The sequence below is a fragment of the Pseudomonas sp. RIT288 genome, from assembly GCF_000631985.1.
Lineage (GTDB): Bacteria > Pseudomonadota > Gammaproteobacteria > Pseudomonadales > Pseudomonadaceae > Aquipseudomonas.
Genome location: NZ_JFYN01000043.1, coordinates 124,082 through 146,895 on the forward strand (window position 1 = coordinate 124,082; position 22,814 = coordinate 146,895).

Genomic DNA, 22,814 nt, shown 5'->3' on the forward strand with positions numbered 1-22,814 from the left:
CAAGTCCAGTGTGGGAGTGAGCCTGCTCGCGATCGGGGCCAACAAGGTCCCAAGTGAAGAATCAGGACCACCCGCCGATGAGGGCGGGCGGCAGTTCAACGGTCTTACTGTGCAGCCGGAGCCGCTTTCATTTTCTCTTCAATCTTCGCGTCGACCGCGGCACGGATCTGGTCGATGCTGAAACTCGCCGGTTTCTGGCTTGGCGGGTATTCGATGAAGGTCTGCAGGAAGCGTGCTGCCTTGGTTGTCGCAACGGCAACCAGATAAACGTTCTTGGTCGACCAGTCGTAGTATTGATCGGAAACCACATCGGCCCGTTCGTACGGGTCCATTCTCAGGTTGAAGATCTTGGGCACGCGCAAGGGGGTGAACGGGTTGCTCCAGACCGCAAAACCACCCGGCGCTCGCTGCTCGGCGAAGACGGCCTTCCAGTTGCCAAAGCGCATTGAAACCAGCATGCCGTCGTCGTTGAAGTAATAGAACTCCTTACGCTCACCGTTGGGTTTCTGGCCGGTCAGATAGGGCAACTGGTTGTAACCGTCCAGATGCACTTTGAAGTTGCTGCCTCCGGAAGCCGGCGCCCAGCCCTTGAGCAGCTTGTCTTTGACCTCGGCGTCACCGGCAGCAGCGAGCAAGGTCGGGAACCAGTCCAGACCCGAGAACATCTCGTTGGACACTTCACCCGGTTTGATCTTGCCCGGCCAGCGAACCATCGCCGGTACGCGGTAGGCGCCTTCCCAGTTGGAGTTTTTCTCATTACGGAACGGCGTAGTCGCCGCGTCCGGCCAGGAGAACTGGTTCGGGCCGTTGTCGGTGGTGTAGACCACGATCGTGTTGTCGGCGATTTTCAGGTCGTCGAGCGTCTTGAGCAATTTGCCGACATCACCGTCGTGTTCCAGCATGCCGTCGGCGTATTCGTTGCCGGGCATGCCGCTCTGGCCCTTCATCGAATCACGCACGTGGGTGAACAGGTGCATGCGCGTGGTGTTCATCCAGACGAAGAACGGCTTGTCGGCCTTGGCCTGTTTCTCGATGAACGCTTGCGCGGCAGCGGTGGTTTCGTCGTCGATGGTTTCCATGCGCTTGGTGGTCAGCGCGCCGGTGTCCTCGATCTTGCCGTCGGCGAAACTGTGGATCACGCCCCGTGGCGAGTTGGCTTTGACAAAGTCCGGGTCATCCTTGGGCCAGTAGGGGCGTTCGGGTTCCTCTTCGGCGTTGAGGTGATAGAGGTTGCCGAAGAATTCGTCGAAACCATGGTTGGTTGGCAGGTATTCATCCTTGTCCCCAAGATGGTTCTTACCGAACTGGCCGGTGGCGTAACCCTGAGATTTGAGCGCCTGAGCGATGGTGATATCGCGCTTTTGCAGGCCCACCGTTGCTCCCGGTGCGCCGACTTTCGACAGGCCGGTACGCAGCGGCGTCTGGCCGGTGATGAACGAGGAACGTCCGGCGGTGCAGCTGTTCTCCGCGTAGTAGTCAGTGAACATCATGCCTTCTTTGGCAATCCGGTCGATGTTCGGGGTCTTGTAGCCCACCACGCCCATGGAGTAGGCGCTGATGTTGGTCTGGCCGATGTCATCTCCGAAGATCACCAGAATGTTGGGTTTCTCAGCCGCTGTGGCGGTTGCCGACAGCGCCATCACCGAGGTTGCCACCAGGGCGAGTTTCGGTAGCCACTTGCGTATGCGAGTCATCTGACTTGCTCCTTATCGCGGGGGTCGTTGTTGCGACTTACGTTTCTTGCAGTCCTGCATCACGCTTTTTCTTATTGCACCTGCCCGGTTGCCGGTGGATCGAACGGGTAGATCCGGCGCCATTCGGTCGCCATGTCCACCACGGTCCAGCCACGGGAATTTGCTTCGTCGAGGGCCTTGTCGAGTCGCCCGATATCGGATTTTCGGTCATAGGCCCACTCGCGTCTGGCGTCGGTGTGATGCACCAGCCCCATGAAGCGTTTGCCGGGGCCGGCGGCGGTCCACTGCAGCATCTGCAGGTCGCCGTCGGAGTTGCCGAACGCGAGGATCGGGCGCTTGCCGATCACTGCATCAATGCTTTCCGGTTTACCCGGGCCGTCGTCGTTGTGCGCCAGTTTCCGGGTGCGCAGGATCGAGGCTTTGCCGTCCTTGAACTGGAACGCGGTGACGAACGTGGTGCCAATCACCTGTTCCGGCGGGATGCCGTAGACCTTCTCGGCAAAGGCGCGCATGAAACCGGTGTCGCCGCCGGAAACGATGTAGGTCTTGAAGTCCTGGCTGCGCAGGTAGTCGAGCATTTCCAGCATCGGCTGGAAGATCATTTCGGTGTAGGGCTTGCCGGTCTTCGGATGCCGCGCCTGGCTCAGCCAGGTCTTGGCGTAGTCGTCGAAAGCCTCGGTGGTCATGCCGGTGTGGGTGGCGCCGAAGATCTTGATAATCCCGTCCATGCCGGCGGCGGCCAGTGCCTTGTGGTCATTTTCCAGCACGGCTTTGAATGGCTGAGTGGTTTTCCATTCCGGGTGCTGCGGCGCATTGCGCTTGACCTCGTCGAGGGCGAACAACAACTCGAAATACATCGGTTGTTCGCTCCACAGGGTGCCGTCGTTGTCGAACACCGCGATACGCTCGGCAGGTTGGACGAAGTCCTTGCTGTGCTGATCGGTGACCGCTTGCACGAACGCGATGATGTTGTTTTTCGCCGGGCCGTCGTTCCATGACGGCAGTGGCTCGCTGGCCTGGGCCAGCAGTGGCAATGCCAGCGTGAACCACAGCGCAAGGCTGAAACGTTGTCGCTGCTGCGGCGGGTTGGTCATGGGAACTCCCTTTCCTGAACGGGGTTGAGCGGGCGCAGGGCCGACGCCGGTTTGTGCGCCTTTTGTTCGGCCTGATGGTGAAGCGTAGTCAACGATGCACGTAGTTGAGCGAGTGTTTGTGCAGGCTGCGGATCACGTCCGTAAAGCCCGCGCAACAGGCCTTGCAGGCGTGGGCCGGCATTCACCAGTTGCAGCCCCAGCCGACTGCGCCGCAGCCACAGGTACAACGCGCTCAATTGCGCCGGTCGAGCCTGCAGTTGCGGGTTGATTTGCTGCCAGGCGAACTCCGCCGATTGCTCCCAGGCCAGTTGCCGCGCGTGTTTGCGTGCCTGCCATTGGCGCCGGGCACGCATCAGCGCCGGACGCAGCCAATAACCGATGCCAATGCAGACGGCGAGTAGTGCCAGCCACAGCAGCCAGCGCGTGGAAAAATGCGGGTTATTGCGGCCGAGCTGCTGGAGATCCTCGGTGATCGAGAACACCGGTTTGTAGGCACTGTTGGCTGTGACTTCGAAGGTCACGGCGGGCACTTGCGCAGTTCGGCTCTGCTGCGCTTTCACATCCCACCATTTCACCGCGATGGCCGGCAGGGTGTAGGCGCCAGCCTTGTCGATGCGGTAGGTGACGGCGTCGATCCGCTGACCACCGAGCACGTTGCCGCGACCGTCATCCAGGCGGGTGACTTGCGGGGTCTGCAGATAACGACTCAGGCCGGCCACGTCAGCCAATGACGGAACCGGCAGCGCCATCGCCAGTGCGCCATCGGCCTGCAGGGTCAGTTGACGGGTGATGCTGTCGCCGGTTTTCAACGGAGTTGCCGAATTGATCAGGCTTTGGCTCAGACGCAGACCGCTGGCCACCAGCGGCGTTTCTCCGGGCATGAACCCTGGAGGCTGAGCGGCACTGAAGTGCAATGGTTGACTGTGTGCGCTGATCGCTGTGCTGGCCTGACCCGGTGTCGCACTGACCGTCAACGCCGGAATGTCGAAGCGGCGCGCAACATTCGGCGTGATCAGGTAGCTGTAGCGCAAGCCGCTGAAGGATTGCCCGTCGATGGTCTGATTCAGGTGTTGCGCCTGGCCGTCGGGCGGCGTGACCAGGGCGCCGTCGAGTTTCAGCTCGGGCAGGGTGGCAGCGCTGGTGAACCAGGTGTCGGTGAGCACGTCGACTTGCAGCTCGACCAGTCCGCCGACCATCGCGCCTTCAGCGGGTTGCAGGTGGGCCTGGATTTTCAGTTGGGGTTCGGCGGCAGAGGCCTGGATTGTGAACAGGCAACTGGTGAGCAGGGTCAGCAGGGTTGCGGTGATCAGGCGGGCGCCATCGCGAGCACAGGGGATTTGTGTGCGCCGAAACTCTTCTGTAGGAGTGAGCCTGCTCGCGATAGCCGCAACCCGGTTCATGGCCTGGCCCCCGACTGATCCTGCAAACTGAACTTCTGCTTGAGAAACTTCGCCGGCGAAGTCGTCAGGTTCTGCAACCACAACGCATCGGACGTCGCCTGTTCGGTCTCGACCTTTTTGCTCTGGCCCTTGCCCGGTGCCTTGTCGAATTTCACTTCGTCCGGTTTGGTCTCGGGGGCGTTCTTTTCTGCGCTGTCGGTGTCCTTGAGCAACGCCTGCGCCAGTGCCAGATTGGCCGTGGCTTCGGGGAACTGCGGTTGCCGCTGCAAGGCCTGGCTGTAAGCGGCAATCGCCTGATCGAACTTGAAGCGCCGTACGTAAATGTTGCCCAGGTAGAACCACGCTTGCGCCGTGTCCAGCCGGGCAAAGGTCGCCAGTGCGAGGTCGTAGTCCGCCGCATGATAGGCCGCCACGCCTTTCCAGTACGGATCGACAAACAGCGCCGCCGCTTGCGGCCAATGCTCATGCTCGACAGCCCAGCGCCCTTGCTGATCGCGGGTGAAAAACGCGTCGGTCAGTGCACTGGCCTGTGCGGGTGCGGCAGGCCAGCCAAGGCTTGTGGCCAGCAGCAGCGCCGGTACCCAGTTGACGCTCCAGCCCTTGCGCATACCGAGCAGCGCCAACAATAGAAGAGGCCAGCACAGCCAGTAACCGGCGTCCTTCCAGTGCAATTGCTGTTGTTCGGCGCTGGCACTCTGGAAATGTTGCTGGGCGTGCAACTCGATCCAGTCCAGATCATTGTCGTCGAGGGTGAGGCTGCCCAGCGGCGCGTCGAGAGCGGCGGCCAATTGCCTGAGTGCCGCCGGATCGAAATGGCCGAGCAGCGGGCGCCCGTTGCTGTCGACTGCCGGCTGGCCGTTGGCGCCCTGGATCACCCCGCCATCCGCATTGCCGACCGCGAGTACCAACACCTGCAATTGGCTGTCGGCGAGTTGTTTGCCGAGGCCATCGAGTTGCGTGGTGTCAGCGCCGTCGGTGATCAGCAGCAGGCTGCCCGGGGTTTGCTCGGCGCTGAGCAGACGTTTGGCCTGCTCGATGACGGCGCTAACGTCCTTGCCCGGTTTGTCGATGAGGCCTGTGCCCAGCGCCTGAATGAAGGTGTCGAGCAACGCCGGATCGTCGGTCGGTGGCAACACCAGATGCGCGCTGCCGGCATAGGCGATCAGCGCGGTTCGGGCGCCCGCGCGACGCTGGATCAGGTCGTGCAGTTTGTGTTTGGCCGCTTCCAGGCGCGTCGATGGTACGTCGCTGGCGTCCATAGATGGCGACAGATCCACGGCGACGATCAGCGGCGCGCGATTCTCCAGAAAGTCCGGGCGATCCTGCTCCCAGGTCGGCCCGGCGGCGGCGATGGCGCCGATTATCAGCATCGCGCACAGCCAGTGCACCGGACGCAGGCGCTGCTGATCCTTTGGAGTCACCAGCAGATGCGGCAGCAAGTGTTCGGCGATGTTGCTGCGCAGCCGGCGCTGCAAGTCGCGGCTACGGCGCCAGAGCAGCGGCAGCAGCGCGGCGAACAGCGCGAGCAGCAGCCACAGCGGGCGCAGGAAATGCAAGTCACCGAGATTGATCTCCATCTCAGGCCTCCTGCCGCTGGCGGGCAAGTGCCAGGCGCGGGCGCAGCACGGCGCCGAGGTGATACAGCGCCAACAACCCCAGTGCCGTGCCCAACGGCCAATGGAACAACTCGCGTTGTGGCTGATGGCTGAGGGTTTTCACCTGATGCGGCGTGAGGCGGTCGAGGGTGCTGTAGACCTGATCCAGCGCCGTACGATCTTCGGCGCGGAAGAACTGCCCGCCAGTGGTCTGGGCGATCTGTTGCAGCCCGCGCAGATTGACCTGCGCCTCGCCGGACGCCGTCGGGTCGCCGATGCCGATGGTGTGAATGACCACGCCCTTGTTGGCGGCCATTTCCGCGGCGTGATCGGGGGTGATCGCGCTGCTGGTGTCGTTGCCGTCAGTCAGCAGGATCAGCACCTTTTGCTGTTCGTGCGCCTGGTCGAGCAGCTTCAGGCTCAAACCGATGGCATCACCGATGGCGGTGTTCGGCCCGGCCATGCCGATGCCGGTGTCGGCCAACAACAGCGCAAGGCTGGCGTGATCGAGGGTCAGCGGCGCCTGCGGATAGGCGCCGCTGCCGAACACGATCAGACCGATGCGGTCGTCAATGCGCTTGTCGATGAAGCCTTGCACGACCTGTTTGACGGCGGCGAGACGATTGATTTTCTGGCCATTGGCATTGCTGAAATCTTCGGTTTCCATCGACTGCGAGATGTCGATGGCGAGCATCAGGTCGCGTACCGGTTGCTGGCGTTCGATGGTTTTTTCGACGAACACCGGGCGCGCGGCGGCGAGCAGGATCAGCGCCCAGACCAGCAGGTTCAGCAGCAGTTGCCAGGGGTTCTGACGGTTGCCGACCTGGCTCGGCGCTTCCCCGACGGCGCGGCTCATGGCGCCGAAAAACGGCACGCGCACGGCGCTGCGCGCTTCCTGATACGCCGGCAGATAACGCAAGGTCAGCCACGGCAGCGGCAGCAGGAGCAGCAGCCACGGGTAATCAAGCTGCCACATGGTGTTGCTCCACCCAATGTTGGCAGGTGTCGAACAGCGCCTGGCGCTGTTCGACGGGGAGGGCACGCAGGGTGGCGTCGGGGGCGTAGGCGAGCTGGGCGAGTTGTGCGCTGAAATTGGCCGGTAGAGGTTTCTTGCTGTGTTGCTGCAAAAACGCCTGCCAGTCCGATCTCCCCAACGCCGCCACCCCTGTAGGAGCTGCCGAAGGCTGCGATCTTTTGACGTTGCCTTTAAACAACAAGATCAAAAGATCGCAGCCTTCGGCAGCTCCTACAGGGCAGTGTTTCAAGGGCATCGAGAGCGCCACGCGTTTGAGCAGTTCGGGCAACTCGCGCAGGGCATTGAGATCATCACTGCGCTCACGCAACTGCGCCAGCCGCACCAGCGCTTCGCGCCGATACTGATCCCGTCGCCATTGCACATAACGCCGCACGCCAACAATCAACGCCAGCACAACCAATAGCGCGAGCAACAGCCACCAGCCCCAGGTCTGCGGCGCATAACTCACCGGCGCCGGCAGGCTCAGCTCCTTGAGCTGACTGATGTCGGGGATGTTCGGATTCATCGCCGTGGGCCGGCAGACTTGCCAAGCTCGGCGCGCAATTGCGCGCGGGCCTCTTCGGCGGTGCTGAACATCATCAGCGGCACCTGACTGCGACGCAGCAGCATGGCGACGTCCTTGAGCCGGCCACCGAGGTAATCGCCCAATGGCTGGTGCACGCTGCGTTTCTCGACAGCCAGTTCCACCTGCAATTGGCCTTGGGTGACCAGCAGCCGGCCATCGCTCGGCAGCTTCAAGGCCAGTGGATCGTAGACTTGCAGGGCGATCACGTCGTTATGCGCGCGCAGTTGCCGCATCAATTGCAAGGTACGTTCACCGGCTCCGGCGAAGTCGCTGACGATGCAGATCAAATGGTCGTGACCGGCCAGCGCCAGGCAGCGCTGCAAGGCCTTGTCCAATTGATCCTCGTCTTCGGCGTCAGGATTGCCCGCGTTCAGCGCCTGATTCTGTTGCGCCACGCGGCTGAGCAGGGCTTCGACCCGCTTGCGGCTGCGCAACGGCGCGATGCTGTCGATGCGCTGATCGTTGAACACCAGACCGCCGACCCGGTCACCGGCGTTGAACACCATCCACGCTGCCAGTGCGCCGAGTTCTGCGGCGAGGGCGGACTTGAAACTGCGTTGCGAGCCGAAGAACATCGACATGCGCTGATCGACCACGATCAATGCCGGGCGATCGCGTTCTTCAGTAAACGTGCGTACCACCGGTTTGCCGGTGCGCAGCGAGGCGCGCCAGTCGAGGTGGCGTAAATCATCGCCGGTTTGATAGCGGCGCAACTCATCGAAGTTCAAGCCACGGCCACGCAGGCGCGAGGCATGGTTGCCGGCGAGGATGCTGCCCTGGGGTTGGCGCGCCAGAAAACTCAGGTCACGGGCCTTGAACTCCAGCGCCATCAATTGCGCCAGAGAGACGTAGACCAGACCCTCCGTGTTCATGCCGGAATCGCCACTTTGTCCAACAAACGGTCGAGCACCTGATCGGCAGTCACGCCATCCGCGACCGCGTCGTAGCTCAATTGCAGGCGATGGCGCAGCACCGGATGCACCACGGCGCGCACGTTGTCCGGCGAGACGAAATCCTGGCCCTGCAACCACGCATCAGCCCGCGCGCAACGATCCAGGCCGATGCCGCCACGGGGACTGGCACCAATGCTGATCCAGCGTCCGAGGTCTCCGTCGTAATCGGCCGGGTGGCGAGTGGCGTTGATCAGGTCGATCAGGTAGCGGTCGATGGCCGGCGACACATGCACCGCGCTGACCTCCTTGCGCGCCTCGAAGATCACTTCCTGTGACAGGCTGAAGCCCTTGCCCGGCGCGGTGTTCGCGCCCTGGGCAAACTCTTCGGCGCGCAACAGACGCAGCACCTGGCTTTCGTTGTCGGCGCTGGGGTAATCCAGCAGCACCTTCATCAGGAACCGGTCCATCTGCGCTTCAGGCAACGGATAAGTGCCTTCCTGCTCGATCGGGTTTTGCGTGGCGACCACAATGAACAGTTCCGGCAGCAGGTGACTGGTGCCGGCCACGGTAATCTGCCGTTCTTCCATGGCTTCCAGCAGCGCCGCCTGCACTTTGGCCGGGGCGCGGTTGATCTCGTCGGCGAGGATCAGATTGCCGAACAGCGGGCCTGGCTGGAAGCGGATCTCGTTTTGCCCGGCGACCTGATGCAGCACTTCGGCGCCGGTGATGTCCGAGGGCAGCAAGTCGGGGGTGAACTGGATGCGGCTCATCTTCGCGTCCAGATGCGTGGCCAACGCCTTGACCGTGCGCGTCTTGGCCAGCCCCGGCAGGCTTTCCAGCAGCAAGTGTCCGTTGGCCAGCAGGCCAAGGAGGATCTGCCGAATGACCTGATCCTGGCCGAGTACGGCTTCGGCGATGCTCGCTTGCAGGGCGTTGAGGTCGGTGAGTGTGGTCATGGGACAGTCCTTTGGGGCCGGTCTAGAAAAACGCCAGAGTCATGTTGACGGCAATCCCGTTGCCTTCGGGGCGGTTCTTGGTGTCGAACTCCGGCACCCAGCGCGCACTGATGTTGGCCTGGGCGTCGGCGAATTTTCCGGCCCAGGCGACCACCGGCCCGGCGCCGACCGAGCGGCCACGGAAGCCATTCAGGCTGTCGGCGGTCTGCCCCTTGTCGTCGGTGACTTGCTGGATATAGCCGGCCGCCAGACCGGCGCTCCAACCACTGCCGAAGCCGTGAGTCCACAAGGCATCGAGGGTGAAGATGTTGCCGTTGCGGTAATCGGTGGCGGTGTTTTCGGTGTAGAACTCCAGTCCACTGGACAGGGTGAATTCACCACCCTTGCCGTCCAGATGGGTGAAGGCCACGGTGGGCATGAACGTGTAATTGTTCTGCCCCGGGTTGGCCAGGCGATTGTCGTTGTAGGCGCCGGTCGGCACGTAGATCGGCAGGGAGAACGCGATGTGGTTCAACTCGTCGAAGTGGTAGCCGGCGGCAATCGGAGTGACCAACGCGTCGGCGAACTGGGTCCCGGAATCGCTGGTGCCGAGGGTGCGTCCGCGCGGTCCGGTGATGGCCGCGTCTATGTCGGTGTACTGCACAGGAACACCGATTGCCGAGGCGAAGTTCCATGGGCCTTTGCCGGTGTCCCAGATGTGCGTCAGGTTGGTCATGGTGTAGGACACTTTCATGTCGATCCCTGCACTGACTTCACCGGAAATCGGCGCGCCGCGACTGCCTTTTAGCGATCCGTCGTACCAGATGCTGGTGACCGAGACTACCCAGCCCGGTTCGGGCGGGATGATCCCGGCGTTGGAATACACCTGTTGCCCGGTGATCGGCCGGCCCACGCCACCTTCAGCTGCATAGAGTTGAGTACTGCCGATCATGCACAGCGCCAGCAGCGGACGCACAACGTAAGGCTTGACCATCACTGGCTCCGTTTATTGTTTTGAGTTGACCGGGTTGAGCAGCGGCATCTTCCATTCGCCGCTGGCCACTTCCGGCTTCGGCAGGTACAGACGCAACACGCCGTAGAACGGCCCGTTCGGTGCCGGCAGCCAGTTGGCCTGCTTGTCCTTGCCAGGATTTTTGTGCTGCACGTAGAGGGTCAGTCCGCCGTCGGCATCTAGCTTCAAGTCGGGCAGCATCCGCGAGTTGATCAGGTAGCGATTGAGTGGGTTGGCCACCAGCAATTTGCTCTTGCCGTCGTACAGGGTCAGCGACCAGAAGGCGTCGGCCGGGGGCAGGGCGCCTTTGTCGAAATGCAGGGTGTAGTCGTGTTTCGCTGCGTCGGCCGGCTGGCCGTCCTTGTCGACGAAATAGCCGATGTAGTTCGCCTCTTCGGCAGAGTTGCCGAAGATGCCCATGTTGGCGCCGGCGTAGCGATACAGATAATTGCCCTTGAGGTGATCGCGGGTGCCGAACAGATCACCGCTGCTGATTTCGTGCGTATCGACCTTGTCTTTCTTGAACGCGGCGAATTCAGCCTTGGCGTCACTGATGCCGTCTTCGAGGGCCTTGCGTTGCTCGGCGCCAAGCTTTTTCAGGTCGAATGGCTGACCGGCGCCGATGCCGATCCTGGCGAAGCGTGCGAGCAGGTCTTTTTCGACGTCCTGCGGCGGGGTGAAGGCGAGCATGAAGTTCAGGTAGCGGAACAGCTCCGGGGTTTCGCTCATGGTCGGCGTCGGTTTCGGCCAACTGACTTTCGGTGCCGGCGCCGGGGCCTTCTGTTTCACGTAGTGGCTCAGCGGCTCGACCTTGTAGCCTTTCTGGATCTGCTTGACCTTGCCCAGATCCTTCTCGTCGAACAGCTGCGTGCGGTACAGCGCGTAGGCGATGTTGCTTTCGCTGCGCACCAGGCGGTCGATGTTGATCGGTTGCTGACCTTTCCAGTCAGGCCCGGCGATCATGAAATGGCCACCGTTATTACCGGTGCTGCGAGTGCCCAGGTAAGCGAAGTTCTGCGTGTAGGCGTCGATCAGTTGCACTGAGTAGTAACGGTGTTCTTCGATCGGCGGCAAGGTCAGGATCAGCGGTTCGCTGCGCAAATCCATCCAGACGAACGAGTAGGGCGTGTCGGCGTTCGGCGTGACGAACGCGGTGTCTTTGGCGGTGAAGGCCTTGGCGGTGTTACCGATCTGGTTGAACGGTGCCTTGAAGTTCGGACTCTTGCTGTCCACGGCCTGGGTGTACAGGGTCTTGTACATTTCCACTACCGGGAAGCCATAGAGCCAGGCTTCCCTGGCGATGCCTCGGGCTTCTTCGGGGCTGGCGCTGAAATCGGCCCAGGCGTTGCTGCTCAAGGCGAGGGTCAGGCCGGTCAGCCATAGATTGCGTGTGTTCATGCGGCGTCCTTATTCATTGCACGACCGTGATGTCGTCGAGTTTCCAGCTCTTGTCGAAATAGGCTTCGGTCGGCGCGTACAGGCGGAAGTAGCTGAACCAGTGCTTGCCGGGCACGGTTTGCACCCAGTTGTTTTCGAAGCCTTTGGGTGCGCTTGGGCCGAAGTACAGGTCCACCGAGCCATCGGCGTTTTTCTTCAGATCCTGGCGCGAGGACAGGTCGGCCTTGCGCTGCGGATTGTCGATCAGGCAACGGCTGTCGATGTCGTACACGGTCATCGACCAGAACTGCTTGGCCGGCGGGTTGGCGCCGACGTGCAGGCGATAGGTCTTGCCGCCGTCGAGCCAGTCGCCCTTGGCGTCGGTGTAGGCGCCAAGATAGGTCTGGCCGAGCCCCGGGGTCTTGGAGACCATGCCTTTGGTGTTGGTCACCGCTTCATAGAACCAGGCGCTGCGCTCCCACAACTGGTCGTAATAGGCCACGCGTTGCGACGGTTCTGCGATGTTCAGCACCGTGTCCCAATGCCGGTCGGGCCAGTACTGCGCCTCGGGGAAGCGCTTGGCAAAGGTGTTGGCCTTGGCAATCAGCTCACCCACCTGCGCGCCGGATTCCAGGGCCTGACGCTGCTGGGTGTTGGGGTTGAAGGGTTTGTCTTTCTCGATGCCGAGACTGGCGAGCATCGCCATGTAAAAGCGGTCACGTTCATTGACCGGTTCTTTCTGGATGATCTGGTGCAGCCGCTGCCAGTAAGCGATGCCGCGCGGTTGGGTGCCCGACCACTTTTTACCGTCAGGCGACAGCAGGCGGGTCTTGCTCGGCTCGGCACGCCTGGCGTACGGGTACATCTTGAATTTCTCGACCAGCGCCTTGCCTTTGGCCGGATCCGGATCCAGCACCCGGAAGCCCACCAGCACGTTCATGGTTTCCGATTTGGCCAGGTAATAGTTGTCGGCATCGGCCGGTGGTTCCGCGCCCGGTGGCAGCACCAGGTATTTGCCGCCCTGGCCTTTGTCCGGACCGGTCTGGCCCATGTCGATGATCGCCCGCTGCCAGAAATCGCCAATGCCGCCGGCGGTCGGTCCCGGTGGCAGTTCAATCACCAGCGGCCCGGTTTCGCTGAGGTCGACGAAGCCGAGAATGTACGGCGTGGTGGCGTTGGCGGTGATCACGCCGAGCTTGTCTTCGTAGCTGTCGAGCACCATAAGATCGCCGCTGCGCGCGCCGAGCTTGTCGCGAAATTCTTCCTGCCACTGCGCGTAGGACACCAGCGGCAAGGCCCACAGGTAACTCTGCGTCGCCTGCTGGAAATCCAGTTCGGCGTAGAGTTTGGCAATCGACTCATGGGCCGGCAGTTCGCCTTCCATGGCGATTTTGCCGATACGGGTGTCGAGCTCCTGAGCACCGACGCCGCAGCTGGCGAACAGAGTCATCAGGCTGAAACCGGCGGCGCGTAAAGCGATGTGCATGGCGATGTCCTTATTTTCCGAATGTCACGTTGATCCCGGCGAACAGGGTGAACTGCGGCACACCATCGCCTTTGCGTTCGACGGTCCACTGCGGTTCGAGGAAGGCGTTGAGAATATTGCTGCCGGACTTCCAGACCTTGCCCGCACCCAGCCCGATCGGGATGTAGTGAGTGTTGTTCTTCAGGTCGAACGTCCAGGTGCCGGTAGAGCGCAGGTACCAGCCCTTGTCGAGGTTATGAATGATGAAGGGCTGCAGGGTTGCGGTTTCGACATGCGCTCGGTCCTGGTCGCCGGCGAACGAGCTCTGGTACTGCACCAGCGCACCGAGCAGGCCGCGCGGTGACGAATCGATCGCCACCGCCGCAAGGCCGGCCTGCCACTTGCCGGTGCCCAGTTCATCCTCGGCGGCGGTCGGCGCAGTGACCTGCGGGCCGATGCCCAACTGCACGCCGTCGGTCTTGAGCAGAAAGATGTCGAACAGATTGAGATCGCCGATGCCGGTGCTGTAGCCGCCGCGCGGATCGGGGCGGGTACTGATCGGCATCGTTGCGCGCAGCAATTGCGGTACGCCGATGAAATCGTTGGGCGCAATCGGCAAAGTGCCGCGCAGCAACGCATCATTGGTGTGCAGATTGCTGTCGAACAGCTTGGGCGTGTAGTAATCCTGCAGGTTGGCGCCGGGCGCCAGGTTCAGCGGATTGTTGCTTTTGTTGGCCTCTTCGGCGTTATTCGCAAAGGCACAAACCACAGGCACCAGCGAAATCGCCAGCAGCAAGGCGTGAATCCCCAATTTTTCCGACATGATCCCCGTTTCCCTGGTGGCTACTGCGTGGAGGTCCCGGCACTTCTCGGCCGTTGGACGTATTCCCTTTCTTATCAAGCCTGTAGGACACGTCTGAATGACGCTAGCAGCTAATGGGGAGTTAGCCAGTCGAAGGGTTTAATTCTTTGGTTCTGTCTACAGAGTCACACTAAAGGTGGGCGCTGAATCTTTACGCCCGTGTAGGAGCTGCCGCAGGCTCGGGCCGCGATCGGACGATCTTTTGACTTTGATTTTTTAAAAGCCAGATCAAAAGATCGCAGCCTTTGGCAGCTCCTACAGGGGGCAGGGATTACAGGTTTTTCTTCGCTTGCTCGCGAACGCGTTCTTCCTGCGCCCGCGCCTCAGGCGTGAATTCGGCACCGAAATCCTCGGCGGAGAATATCTGCCGTATTTCGATATCAGAGTCGCCCGGCATCGGGTTCGGGCAGCGCTTGACCCATTCGATGGCTTCTTCCTTCGATTTGACTTCCCAGATCCAGTACCCGGCCACCAGCTCCTTGGTCTCGATGAACGGGCCGTCGATGACGCTGCGCTGGGCGCCGGAGAAATGCACGCGGACGCCTTTGCTGCTCGGGTGCAGGCCATTGCCGTCGATGAGGATGCCGGCCTTGACCAGTTCTTCGTTGAAGTTACCCATGGCGGTGATCAGTTCTTCGCTGGGCATGATGCCGGCTTCGGAGTCGGCGCTGGCTTTGACAAGGATCATGAATCGCATGGTGGTTTCTCCAGGGAATGGGGGGATTCATGGTTTAGTCGAATGGGCCGCGCATGAATCGACAGGTGTCTGAATAAAAGACGCAAAGCTGCGCTTTAACAAATGCATCCCGACATGCTGCAACTGCCAATGCAGGAGCTGCCGCAAGCTGCGATCTTTTGCTCCTGTCGTTAAAAACCAACATCAAAAGACTGCAGCCTTCGGCAGCTCCCCGTGCATATTTCAATTCAGGATGTTTAAAAGTTGTTTCGATTTTGCGGAACGTTCCCACAAGGTTTTCAGGTTGTCCGTCGGACGTCGGGTCTCTAGCCTGTGTTCGTCGCTGCCAATTCAGCGACCGGGACTGGAAACCCCGATGGGTATTAGTGGCGCGTACACGCCTTTCATAACGTATCCTTGCGCACTTCGAATGTGTGCACTCCGTTATGGCGGCTGTGCGCGGGGGACCTTCGGGTCGTCCGGGTCGCCGCTGCCCGGGTTTCCAACCTGCGTACAGCTGCCACCTCTTCGTCCGGAAACCGAAGGGGGCAGCTCCGACTATTCAGTGGAGTTACACCATGAAAAAACCAACACTTAACCCCCCAGAATCAGGCGCCGACACCACAACCCCTTACGCCTCAGTCGACAGTAAAAAACTCCACGAAGCCGCCGACCGCGCCCTCGACTACTACCTCAATCCCGCCGCCCGTATCATGTCTAGCGCCAACGAACCGGAATCCATGTACCTCGCCAATCCCAAGTACAACACCGAATCTCTTCTAGCCAACGCCAGCGAAACACTCGGCTCGGCCAGCGAGATGCTCATCAACTTCGCTGCCTCGCTGGAAACCTCCCAGCGCAAAACAGCACTGGGCATTGCTCAGGTCGTCATGCTGGGGGAGTTAGCGGTAAATCAAGCACTGGATCACGTAGAACTTAAAGACTGATTGATCATGACCCTTCCCGCGCGCAGCAAAGCAATGCAGCCCTTGAGGCTCTGCGTCAGATTCGTGAGTTGGCGCACAGAGCTCTCTTGTTACATTCCTTTACCGCGCGTTGGAACGGTCAACGACCAACCAAAAAAGACTCTAGCCGGTCGTATTTTCTATCCAGTTCGCAGGTGACATGGATACCCTGTTTTCCAAAACAAGATCGGGTAACATCCGCAGGTCGTGATATTCAATGGAGAGAAACGATGGCAGGAAAGCCAGTCGCAAGGCTCGGAGATCCAGGTAGTCATGGTGGAAATATCAGCACTGGATCAAGTCCTATTTTTGTTAACTCGACTCCCGTAGCTTTGGTAGGAGATATCTATTCCTGCCCGATTCACGGCAGTAATCCCATAACAACGGGCGCCCCCCATGTTTTTGGGTTGGGAAAGGACGTTGCCCATGTCGGTTCCCAAACGGCATGTGGAGCGACGATTACTGCTGGGTCACCCGACACCTTCGTCGGTGATTCTGGTAGTGCTCCCGCCAGCTTCTTCTCGCAGTTTCTGAAAGAAAAGACTTTCGTCGAGTTTCAGTTGCTTAATGAAAGAGATGAACCTGTAGCCAACGAGCCGTATGAATTGACGCTTCCCGATGGAACCTTGATGACTGGCGTCCTCGACGAAAATGGCTTTGTGCATGTTGCAAATATTCCCAGGGGGAGTTGCAGCATAAAGTTTCCGAAACTTGAAGATACGGAATATCTTTAATGGTTCAGTCTACTAAAACTACCAGCACAACCCAGGCAGCAAAAAATACAGGCGCACCAGGGAAAACCACAAAAACCAATCAGGTGGTCGTATCCGGTGCGTATATGGAAGTGCTGGTGGGTGGTCCCTACACCCGCGATAAAGAAGAGCATCCTTTCGGGCACGCGGCTTTACACGTAGTGGTCGGTAGCAAAGACATTACTTATGACTTTGGTCGCTATGGAAAAACCTGGGGCACGTTCGATAGCGAGGGCGAAGGCGTGTTGAACGTCTGGACGTCCTTCAAAGCGTATATCTCTGGTGAAAACAGTTTGGGGCGTACAACAACAGGTTTTGTTTATTTTTTGGAAAATGCAAAAGCCGAGGCTGTGATCGCTCATTTCGACGGTATTGTCGCCCAGCAAAAAGAACAGCGAAAAAAGACTGCCTCATCAGCTCGGTATGTCTTGCCATCGAACTATCATCCGACCACGAATAACTGCACAACCGTGACAATCGCAGGAGCAAAGGTTTCGGGAAAGTCAATTGTGCAGAACCCGGCGAAATTCAATGAGATGCGAGGTCTTTCTTTCATCGAAAGACAGGCAGCGCGTACGCAAAGTAGTCCGAAGGACGGTATTTTCATGCCTGCGGATTTACAAGCCATGCTCGAAGCGAATACCGAGGCCCCCTATGATAAGAAAAATGTTTACAAATAGACGTCTTGGCCTATGGCTGGTGGCAGTTTTATCCGTCAATGCGATTTTTTTGGCTTTTCTGATTTTTGGCGATATTGCGAAGGGGCACAATATGAAAATGATCAAAACTAAAGAACCGTTGCTGATTGAAGGGCCAAATGGCGACGAGAATTACTATGTCCTGCCTTTGGGTACTACCCTTTATCACGATAAAAGCTTTCCTGAAGGGCACGACCGTTATGTGGTGTATCTCAATCATAAGGGTGCAATTGCACACGAAGAAGTACCCATGAAGCCTGAGTATGGCGGTTCATTTATAGACCCGCTCTGGCTGGCCAATGTTGATGAGGAAACCTTGAAAGAAATTTTCAAACGGTTTCCGCTCTCCAAAACCGATATTGCCGCTGCGATCAAGGCCAATGAAATAACCAAGGATGATCTAGCCGACATCATCCGATCCATGCCCGACTGACCAATCTTTTAGCTGTCGGTGAAACGAAGCTGCGGTCTTTTGATCTTGATGAAAAGATAAAGTCAAAAGATCGCAGCCTGCGGCAGCTCCTACCAGGAGGCTTGGGTTGTATACAATTTTTTGCACAGGCCCCTGACAATTTTCATGCAGGGCATAGGTCGTCGGACAATTTCGTGGTTAACTTCGGCCTCTTGCATGCTCAATAACCACGTTAAGAAGGACTAAAGTCATGGCTCAAGTCACCCTCAAAGGCAACCCGGTTCAAGTAAACGGCCAGTTGCCACAAGCCGGTTCCAAGGCGCCAGCCTTTTCCCTGGTTGCCGGCAATCTGTCCGACGTCACCCTGGCGAGCTTCGCCGGCAAGCGCAAAGTGCTGAACATCTTCCCAAGCGTCGACACCCCGACCTGCGCCACCTCCGTGCGCAAGTTCAACGCTCAGGCCAACGAACTGAACAACACCGTGGTGCTGTGCATCTCGGCTGACCTGCCATTCGCCCAGGCCCGTTTCTGCGGTGCCGAAGGCCTGGAAAACGTGCAGAACCTGTCGACCCTGCGCGGTGCCGAATTCAGCGAAAACTACGGCGTAGCCATCGCTGACGGCCCGCTCAAAGGCCTGACCGCCCGTGCCGTGGTGGTTCTGGACGAGAACGACAACGTTCTGCACAGTGAACTGGTCAAGGAAATCGCTGAAGAGCCGAACTACGACGCAGCACTCGCCGTTCTGAAATAAGCGCTTTTACAATTGTTAACGGCCTGGCCCTGTCCAGGCCGTTTTCATTTGTGTATCAGTGTTTTGCCTCACACCTTGAAACGTAAGTTGAAGGTAAATTGCCGGTAAAGCTGCTTTGCTTAAATCCCATCAGTGCTTATCGTTCAGCCTCCCGTAAAAGAAGCCCACGCGCCCAATGGTTAATCAATCCATGCAATCGTCCCCTCGCAACTCCCGTCGCTGGCTGATCAGCCTGCTCGTCCTGTTGGTCATCGCCGTATTGTGCTGGAAATTCTGGCCCGCCGGTTCGGCCCACAAGGAGGGCGCCGACAAGGCAGCGAGCGGCCATGCCGGACGTTCGGGGATGATGCGGCCGGGCTTCGGCGGCGCGGCGGGACCGATTCCGGTGCGAGTAGCGCCGGCGGTCACGGGCGACTTCCCGCTGTATTACAAGGCTCTGGGCACGGTGACTGCGCTCAACACCATCAACGTGCGCAGCCGGGTTGGCGGTGAACTGGTGAAGATCAATTTCGAGGAAGGGCAGATGGTCAAGGCCGGCGACCTGCTGGCAGAGATCGATCCGCGTCCGTACCAGAACGCCTTGCTCCAGGCTGAAGGCACCTTGCTGCAAAATCAGGCGCAGTTGAAAAACGCACAGGTCGACGTCGAGCGTTATCGTGGCCTGTATAAGGAAGACAGTATCGCCAAGCAGACGCTGGACACTGCCGAAGCACTGGTCGGCCAGTACCTGGGCACGGTCAAGACCAATCAGGCGGCGGTCAACGACGCCAAGCTCAATCTCGAATTCACCAAGATCCGCGCACCGATTGCCGGTCGCGTCGGTCTGCGTCAGGTCGACGTCGGCAACCTCGTCGCCGCCAACGACACCACGTTCCTTGCGGTGATCACTCAGACCCAACCGATCAGCGTGGTCTTCACCTTGCCGGAAAACAGTCTCGAAACCGTATTGGCCCGCTACCACAGCGGCGCCAAACTGCCGGCCGAGGCATGGGATCGCGGCGATACCAGAATCCAGGCCAACGGTGTGCTGCAAAGCCTCGACAACCAGATCGATGTCGCCACCGGCACCCTGAAATTCAAGGCCCGTTACGATAACCGCGACCAGTCGCTGTTCCCCAATCAGTTCGTCAATGTGCACCTGCTGGCAGACACCCTGAAAGGCGTGGTGCTGGCACCGTCGGCGGCGATTCAGTTCGGCACTAACGGCACGTTCGTTTACGCGTTGGACGGCGACAGGAAAGTCACCATCCGCCAACTGAAAATCGGCGCCAGTGACGGCACCAACACCGTGGTCACCGAAGGCCTCGCTGCGGGCGATCGCGTGGTGCTGGAAGGCACCGACCGCCTGAAGGAAGGCAGCGAAGTGGAAGTGGTCAACGACAGCAATGACGTGCCGACCACCCCGACCGGGCACCTGCAGGGCAAACCCGCCGCCAGTGCGCCGGACGCCGCCGCAGCTGACAAGGCCAAGAAGGGCGCATGAACATTTCGCGGCTGTTCATCCTCCGTCCGGTAGCCACCACCCTGAGCATGCTGGCCATTGTTCTGGCCGGCCTGATTGCCTATCGCCTGCTGCCGGTCTCGGCATTGCCGCAGGTCGATTACCCGACCATTCGCGTCATGACCCTGTACCCCGGCGCCAGTCCGGACGTGATGACCAGTGCCGTCACCGCGCCGCTCGAACGCCAGTTCGGGCAGATGCCGGGCCTGACGCAAATGGCTTCGACCAGCTCCGGCGGCGCTTCGGTGCTGACCCTGCGTTTCAGCCTCGACATCAACATGGACGTCGCCGAACAGCAGGTGCAAGCCGCGATCAACGCCGCGACCAATCTGCTGCCGACCGACTTGCCGGCGCCGCCGGTGTACAACAAGGTCAACCCGGCGGATACCCCGGTGCTGACTCTGGCGATCACCTCGAAAACCATGCTCCTGCCCAAGCTCAATGACCTGGTCGACACGCGCATGGCGCAGAAGATCGCGCAGATCAGCGGCGTCGGCATGGTCAGCATTGCCGGCGGTCAGCGGCAGGCGGTACGGATCAAGGTCAACCCGGAAGCCCTCGCGGCGAACAGCCTGAACCTTGAAGACGTGCGCACCCTGATTGGCGCCTCCAACGTCAACCAGCCGAAAGGTAACTTCGACGGCCCGACCCGGGTTTCGATGCTCGACGCCAACGACCAGCTGACGTCGCCCAAGGACTACGCCAACCTGATTCTCGCCTACAAGAACGGCGCGCCGCTGCGTCTGAAGGATGTGGCGGAAATCGTCGACGGCGCGGAGAACGAGCGTCTCGCCGCATGGGCCAACCAGAATCAGGCCGTGTTGCTCAATATCCAGCGTCAGCCAGGCGCCAACGTGATTGAAGTGGTCGACCGGATCAAGGCGTTGCTGCCGAGCATCACCGACAACCTGCCGGCCGGCCTCGACGTGACCGTGCTCACCGACCGCACCCAGACCATCCGCGCCTCGGTCACCGACGTGCAGCACGAACTGCTGATCGCCATTGCGTTGGTGGTGATGGTGACGTTCCTGTTTTTGCGGCGTGCCAGTGCGACGATCATCCCGTCGGTGGCGGTGCCGCTGTCGCTGATCGGTACGTTTGGCGTGATGTACCTGGCCGGCTTCTCGGTCAACAACCTGACCTTGATGGCGCTGACCATTGCCACCGGTTTCGTGGTCGACGACGCGATCGTGATGCTGGAAAACATCGCGCGCTTCATCGAGGAGGGCGACAGCCCGATGCAGGCGGCGCTGAAAGGCGCCAGGCAGATCGGTTTCACTTTGATTTCGCTGACCCTGTCGCTGATCGCGGTACTGATTCCGCTGCTGTTCATGGCTGACGTGGTCGGGCGACTGTTCCGCGAGTTCGCCATCACTCTGGCGGTAGCGATCCTGATTTCCCTGGTGGTCTCGCTGACCCTGACGCCGATGATGTGCGCACGCTTGCTCAAACGCGAGCCGGAAGCGCATGAACAGGGCCGCTTCTACCGGGCCAGCGGCGCGGTCATCGACTGGATGATCGCTGCGTACGGGCGCAAGTTGCAGTGGGTGCTCAAACACCAGCCGCTGACCCTGTTGGTCGCTATCGGTACGCTGGCGCTGACCGTGTTCCTTTATATGGTGGTGCCCAAGGGCTTTTTCCCGGTGCAGGACACCGGGGTGATCCAGGGCATTTCCGAAGCGCCGCAGTCGATTTCCTTCGCGGCCATGGGCGAGCGTCAGCAGGCGCTGGCCAAGGTGATTCTCGAAGATCCGGCGGTTGAGAGCCTGTCGTCCTACATCGGCGTCGACGGCGACAACGCCACGCTCAACAGCGGTCGCCTGCTGATCAACCTCAAGCCGCATGGTCAGCGTGACCTGAGCGCCACCGAAGTGATCGCGCGCCTGCAACCGCAACTGGACAAACTGGTCGGCATCCGCCTGTTCATGCAGCCGGTGCAGGATTTGACCATCGAGGATCGGGTCAGCCGTACCCAGTACCAATTCAGCATGTCCTCGCCGGATTCTGAACTGCTCAGCCAGTGGAGCGGGCGTCTGGTCGAGGCACTGGCTCAGCGTCCGGAGCTGACCGACGTTGCCAGCGACTTGCAGGACAAGGGGTTGCAGGTCTATCTGGTGATCGACCGCGATGCGGCGTCGCGCCTCGGTGTTTCGGTGCAGAACATTACCGATGCGCTGTATGACGCCTTCGGTCAGCGGCAGATCTCGACCATTTACACCCAGGCCAGCCAGTACCGTGTGGTACTGCAGGCACAGGCCGGGGAGAAGATCGGCCCGGCGGCGCTGGATCAGATTCACGTCAAGACCACGGACGGCGCGCAGGTGCGCCTGTCGAGTCTGGCCCATGTCGAAGAGCGTCAGGCACAACTGGCGATCACCCACATCGGCCAGTTCCCGGCGGTGATGATGTCGTTCAACCTGGCGCCCGGTGTGGCGCTGGGGCACGCGGTGGACATCATCGAACAGGTGCAGAAAGACATCGGCATGCCGATTGGCGTGCAGACTCAGTTCCAGGGGGCGGCCGAAGCGTTCCAGGCCTCGCTGTCGAGCACCTTGCTGCTGATTCTGGCGGCGGTGGTGACCATGTACATCGTGCTCGGCGTGCTCTACGAGAGCTATATCCACCCGATCACCATTCTCTCGACCTTGCCGTCGGCGGCGGTGGGCGCCTTGCTTGCGTTGCTGCTCAGCGGCAATGACCTGGGCATGATCGCGATCATCGGCATCATCCTGTTGATCGGTATCGTCAAGAAAAACGCGATCATGATGATCGACTTCGCCCTCGACGCCGAACGCACCCAGGGCATGGCGCCGGAGCAGGCGATCTATCAGGCGGCGCTGCTGCGCTTCCGGCCGATTCTGATGACCACTCTGGCGGCGCTGTTCGGCGCGGTGCCGTTGATGCTCGCCACCGGTTCCGGGGCTGAGTTGCGTCAGCCACTGGGTCTGGTGATGGTCGGCGGCTTGCTGGTGAGCCAGGTACTGACCCTGTTCACCACGCCGGTGATCTACCTGTATTTCGACCGTCTCGGCCGGCGTTTTGGCAAAACCAATGCCGACCGCGAAGAGGTGGTGGTATGACTTTGCAGCACCTCATCCACTGTGGGAGCGAGCCTGCTCGCGAAAGCGCTG

General features: G+C 60.2%; 20 protein-coding genes. 7 read left to right on the forward strand and 13 right to left on the reverse strand.

Going from position 1 to position 22,814, the window contains the following annotated elements:
- Nucleotides 1-104: 104 nt before the first annotated feature.
- The 13 genes from BW33_RS25935 to BW33_RS25995 all read right to left on the reverse strand — a co-directional run bounded on the left by BW33_RS25935 (nucleotide 105) and on the right by BW33_RS25995 (nucleotide 14,625).
- Nucleotides 105-1,694, reverse strand: a complete 1,590-nt coding sequence (locus BW33_RS25935) for an arylsulfatase (protein ID WP_047602180.1) — start codon at nucleotides 1,692-1,694, stop codon at nucleotides 105-107.
- 71 nt (nucleotides 1,695-1,765) lie between these two features.
- Nucleotides 1,766-2,788 (reverse strand): HAD family hydrolase, encoded by a 1,023-nt coding sequence (locus tag BW33_RS25940; protein WP_047602182.1) that lies wholly within the window; start codon nucleotides 2,786-2,788, stop codon nucleotides 1,766-1,768.
- Nucleotides 2,785-4,188: a BatD family protein gene (locus BW33_RS25945; RefSeq protein ID WP_047602183.1), complete on the reverse strand. Its 1,404-nt coding sequence runs from the start codon at nucleotides 4,186-4,188 to the stop codon at nucleotides 2,785-2,787. The genes BW33_RS25940 and BW33_RS25945 overlap by 4 nt, the downstream gene beginning before the upstream one ends.
- Nucleotides 4,185-5,765, reverse strand: a complete 1,581-nt coding sequence (locus tag BW33_RS25950) for a VWA domain-containing protein (RefSeq protein ID WP_047602184.1) — start codon at nucleotides 5,763-5,765, stop codon at nucleotides 4,185-4,187. The genes BW33_RS25945 and BW33_RS25950 overlap by 4 nt, the downstream gene beginning before the upstream one ends.
- A 1-nt stretch (nucleotide 5,766) precedes the next feature.
- Nucleotides 5,767-6,759: a vWA domain-containing protein gene (locus BW33_RS25955; protein ID WP_047602185.1), complete on the reverse strand. Its 993-nt coding sequence runs from the start codon at nucleotides 6,757-6,759 to the stop codon at nucleotides 5,767-5,769.
- Nucleotides 6,746-7,324: a DUF4381 domain-containing protein gene (locus BW33_RS25960; protein WP_047602187.1), complete on the reverse strand. Its 579-nt coding sequence runs from the start codon at nucleotides 7,322-7,324 to the stop codon at nucleotides 6,746-6,748. The genes BW33_RS25955 and BW33_RS25960 overlap by 14 nt, the downstream gene beginning before the upstream one ends.
- On the reverse strand, nucleotides 7,321-8,256 hold the full coding sequence (locus BW33_RS25965) for a DUF58 domain-containing protein (protein ID WP_047602188.1): 936 nt from the start codon (nucleotides 8,254-8,256) through the stop codon (nucleotides 7,321-7,323). Before BW33_RS25965 ends, BW33_RS25960 begins: the two co-directional genes overlap by 4 nt.
- Nucleotides 8,253-9,233 (reverse strand): AAA family ATPase, encoded by a 981-nt coding sequence (locus BW33_RS25970; RefSeq protein WP_047602190.1) that lies wholly within the window; start codon nucleotides 9,231-9,233, stop codon nucleotides 8,253-8,255. The genes BW33_RS25965 and BW33_RS25970 overlap by 4 nt, the downstream gene beginning before the upstream one ends.
- A 22-nt stretch (nucleotides 9,234-9,255) precedes the next feature.
- Complete coding sequence (locus tag BW33_RS25975) at nucleotides 9,256-10,206, reverse strand: SphA family protein (protein ID WP_047602192.1); 951 nt, start codon at nucleotides 10,204-10,206, stop codon at nucleotides 9,256-9,258.
- 12 nt (nucleotides 10,207-10,218) lie between these two features.
- Nucleotides 10,219-11,622: a DUF1254 domain-containing protein gene (locus BW33_RS25980; protein ID WP_047602193.1), complete on the reverse strand. Its 1,404-nt coding sequence runs from the start codon at nucleotides 11,620-11,622 to the stop codon at nucleotides 10,219-10,221.
- A gap of 13 nt (nucleotides 11,623-11,635) precedes the next feature.
- On the reverse strand, nucleotides 11,636-13,087 hold the full coding sequence (locus BW33_RS25985) for a DUF1254 domain-containing protein (protein WP_047602195.1): 1,452 nt from the start codon (nucleotides 13,085-13,087) through the stop codon (nucleotides 11,636-11,638).
- Between the two features lie 10 nt (nucleotides 13,088-13,097).
- The gene (locus tag BW33_RS25990; RefSeq protein WP_047602196.1) at nucleotides 13,098-13,889 is read right to left on the reverse strand and encodes a hypothetical protein; all 792 of its coding nucleotides are present in this window, start codon (nucleotides 13,887-13,889) and stop codon (nucleotides 13,098-13,100) included.
- Nucleotides 13,890-14,199: 310 nt separating this feature from the next.
- The gene (locus BW33_RS25995; protein WP_047602197.1) at nucleotides 14,200-14,625 is read right to left on the reverse strand and encodes a YciI family protein; all 426 of its coding nucleotides are present in this window, start codon (nucleotides 14,623-14,625) and stop codon (nucleotides 14,200-14,202) included.
- A gap of 557 nt (nucleotides 14,626-15,182) precedes the next feature.
- On the opposite strand from BW33_RS25995, the gene BW33_RS26000 reads away from it, so the two are divergent.
- The 7 genes from BW33_RS26000 to BW33_RS26030 all read left to right on the forward strand — a co-directional run bounded on the left by BW33_RS26000 (nucleotide 15,183) and on the right by BW33_RS26030 (nucleotide 22,763).
- Nucleotides 15,183-15,551 (forward strand): DUF6124 family protein, encoded by a 369-nt coding sequence (locus BW33_RS26000; RefSeq protein ID WP_047602198.1) that lies wholly within the window; start codon nucleotides 15,183-15,185, stop codon nucleotides 15,549-15,551.
- Between the two features lie 248 nt (nucleotides 15,552-15,799).
- Nucleotides 15,800-16,303 carry a PAAR domain-containing protein gene (locus BW33_RS28730; protein WP_081794269.1) on the forward strand — a complete coding sequence of 168 codons (504 nt, stop codon included), beginning with the start codon at nucleotides 15,800-15,802 and terminating at the stop codon, nucleotides 16,301-16,303.
- Entirely contained in the window at nucleotides 16,303-17,001 is a 699-nt protein-coding gene (locus BW33_RS26010) for a hypothetical protein (protein WP_047602202.1), read from the forward strand. Before BW33_RS28730 ends, BW33_RS26010 begins: the two co-directional genes overlap by 1 nt.
- Nucleotides 16,988-17,452 carry a hypothetical protein gene (locus BW33_RS26015; RefSeq protein ID WP_236645243.1) on the forward strand — a complete coding sequence of 155 codons (465 nt, stop codon included), beginning with the start codon at nucleotides 16,988-16,990 and terminating at the stop codon, nucleotides 17,450-17,452. The genes BW33_RS26010 and BW33_RS26015 overlap by 14 nt, the downstream gene beginning before the upstream one ends.
- Before the next feature lie 229 nt (nucleotides 17,453-17,681).
- Complete coding sequence (tpx, locus tag BW33_RS26020) at nucleotides 17,682-18,182, forward strand: thiol peroxidase (RefSeq protein ID WP_047602204.1); 501 nt, start codon at nucleotides 17,682-17,684, stop codon at nucleotides 18,180-18,182.
- Nucleotides 18,183-18,357: 175 nt separating this feature from the next.
- On the forward strand, nucleotides 18,358-19,665 hold the full coding sequence (locus BW33_RS26025) for an MdtA/MuxA family multidrug efflux RND transporter periplasmic adaptor subunit (protein WP_047602205.1): 1,308 nt from the start codon (nucleotides 18,358-18,360) through the stop codon (nucleotides 19,663-19,665).
- Nucleotides 19,662-22,763: an MdtB/MuxB family multidrug efflux RND transporter permease subunit gene (locus BW33_RS26030; protein ID WP_047602206.1), complete on the forward strand. Its 3,102-nt coding sequence runs from the start codon at nucleotides 19,662-19,664 to the stop codon at nucleotides 22,761-22,763. The genes BW33_RS26025 and BW33_RS26030 overlap by 4 nt, the downstream gene beginning before the upstream one ends.
- The last annotated feature ends 51 nt before the right edge of the window (nucleotides 22,764-22,814 follow it).

Excerpts from the sequence above, each read along its gene's own strand:
- BW33_RS25935 (WP_047602180.1), bottom strand. The coding sequence starts at position 1,694 with ATGACTCGCATACGCAAGTGGCTACCGAAACTCGCCCTGGTGGCAACC.
- BW33_RS25940 (WP_047602182.1), bottom strand. The coding sequence starts at position 2,788 with ATGACCAACCCGCCGCAGCAGCGACAACGTTTCAGCCTTGCGCTGTGG.
- BW33_RS25945 (WP_047602183.1), bottom strand. The coding sequence starts at position 4,188 with ATGAACCGGGTTGCGGCTATCGCGAGCAGGCTCACTCCTACAGAAGAG.
- BW33_RS25950 (WP_047602184.1), bottom strand. The coding sequence starts at position 5,765 with ATGGAGATCAATCTCGGTGACTTGCATTTCCTGCGCCCGCTGTGGCTG.
- BW33_RS25955 (WP_047602185.1), bottom strand. The coding sequence starts at position 6,759 with ATGTGGCAGCTTGATTACCCGTGGCTGCTGCTCCTGCTGCCGCTGCCG.
- BW33_RS25960 (WP_047602187.1), bottom strand. The coding sequence starts at position 7,324 with ATGAATCCGAACATCCCCGACATCAGTCAGCTCAAGGAGCTGAGCCTG.
- BW33_RS25965 (WP_047602188.1), bottom strand. The coding sequence starts at position 8,256 with ATGAACACGGAGGGTCTGGTCTACGTCTCTCTGGCGCAATTGATGGCG.
- BW33_RS25970 (WP_047602190.1), bottom strand. The coding sequence starts at position 9,233 with ATGACCACACTCACCGACCTCAACGCCCTGCAAGCGAGCATCGCCGAA.
- BW33_RS25975 (WP_047602192.1), bottom strand. The coding sequence starts at position 10,206 with ATGGTCAAGCCTTACGTTGTGCGTCCGCTGCTGGCGCTGTGCATGATC.
- BW33_RS25980 (WP_047602193.1), bottom strand. The coding sequence starts at position 11,622 with ATGAACACACGCAATCTATGGCTGACCGGCCTGACCCTCGCCTTGAGC.
- BW33_RS25985 (WP_047602195.1), bottom strand. The coding sequence starts at position 13,087 with ATGCACATCGCTTTACGCGCCGCCGGTTTCAGCCTGATGACTCTGTTC.
- BW33_RS25990 (WP_047602196.1), bottom strand. The coding sequence starts at position 13,889 with ATGTCGGAAAAATTGGGGATTCACGCCTTGCTGCTGGCGATTTCGCTG.
- BW33_RS25995 (WP_047602197.1), bottom strand. The coding sequence starts at position 14,625 with ATGCGATTCATGATCCTTGTCAAAGCCAGCGCCGACTCCGAAGCCGGC.
- BW33_RS26000 (WP_047602198.1), top strand. The coding sequence starts at position 15,183 with ATGAAAAAACCAACACTTAACCCCCCAGAATCAGGCGCCGACACCACA.
- BW33_RS28730 (WP_081794269.1), top strand. The coding sequence starts at position 15,800 with ATGGCAGGAAAGCCAGTCGCAAGGCTCGGAGATCCAGGTAGTCATGGT.
- BW33_RS26010 (WP_047602202.1), top strand. The coding sequence starts at position 16,303 with ATGGTTCAGTCTACTAAAACTACCAGCACAACCCAGGCAGCAAAAAAT.
- BW33_RS26015 (WP_236645243.1), top strand. The coding sequence starts at position 16,988 with ATGTTTACAAATAGACGTCTTGGCCTATGGCTGGTGGCAGTTTTATCC.
- tpx (WP_047602204.1), top strand. The coding sequence starts at position 17,682 with ATGGCTCAAGTCACCCTCAAAGGCAACCCGGTTCAAGTAAACGGCCAG.
- BW33_RS26025 (WP_047602205.1), top strand. The coding sequence starts at position 18,358 with ATGGTTAATCAATCCATGCAATCGTCCCCTCGCAACTCCCGTCGCTGG.
- BW33_RS26030 (WP_047602206.1), top strand. The coding sequence starts at position 19,662 with ATGAACATTTCGCGGCTGTTCATCCTCCGTCCGGTAGCCACCACCCTG.